At 45.5% G+C, this 314-nt stretch carries 1 protein-coding gene; it reads left to right on the top strand.

Translation table 11 applies throughout. From position 1 onward, the window contains the following. A partial coding sequence (locus RRF55_RS27355) for a citrate/2-methylcitrate synthase (protein ID WP_439419214.1) occupies positions 1-314 on the top strand: 314 nt, incomplete at both ends.

Below are 314 nucleotides of genomic sequence, written 5' to 3'. Positions count from 1 at the left end.
ACCTAGAAACAGAACAATCCTTTGCCGAACAGCAAGATGTTGCAGACCGTATTCTCGCAACCCTTCCAGCAATCATTTGCTACTGGTACCGTTTTAGCCATGATGGCGTACGCATTGAAGAAAACACCGATGATGATTCAATCGGTGCTCAATTCCTACACTTACTTCGTGGTGAAAAACCAAATGAACTGCATGAACAAGTGATGAACGTCTCACTGATCCTCTATGCAGAGCATGAATTCAACGCATCGACTTTCACCGCACGTGTATGCGCATCAACCTTATCCGATATGCATTCATGCATCACCGGTGCG

The sequence above is a fragment of the Klebsiella sp. K47 genome (assembly GCF_051858335.1).
GTDB lineage: Bacteria > Pseudomonadota > Gammaproteobacteria > Enterobacterales > Enterobacteriaceae > Klebsiella > Klebsiella pneumoniae.
Note: the sequence above shows the minus strand (reverse complement) of the source record. Positions and strands in the feature narration are given on the sequence as shown.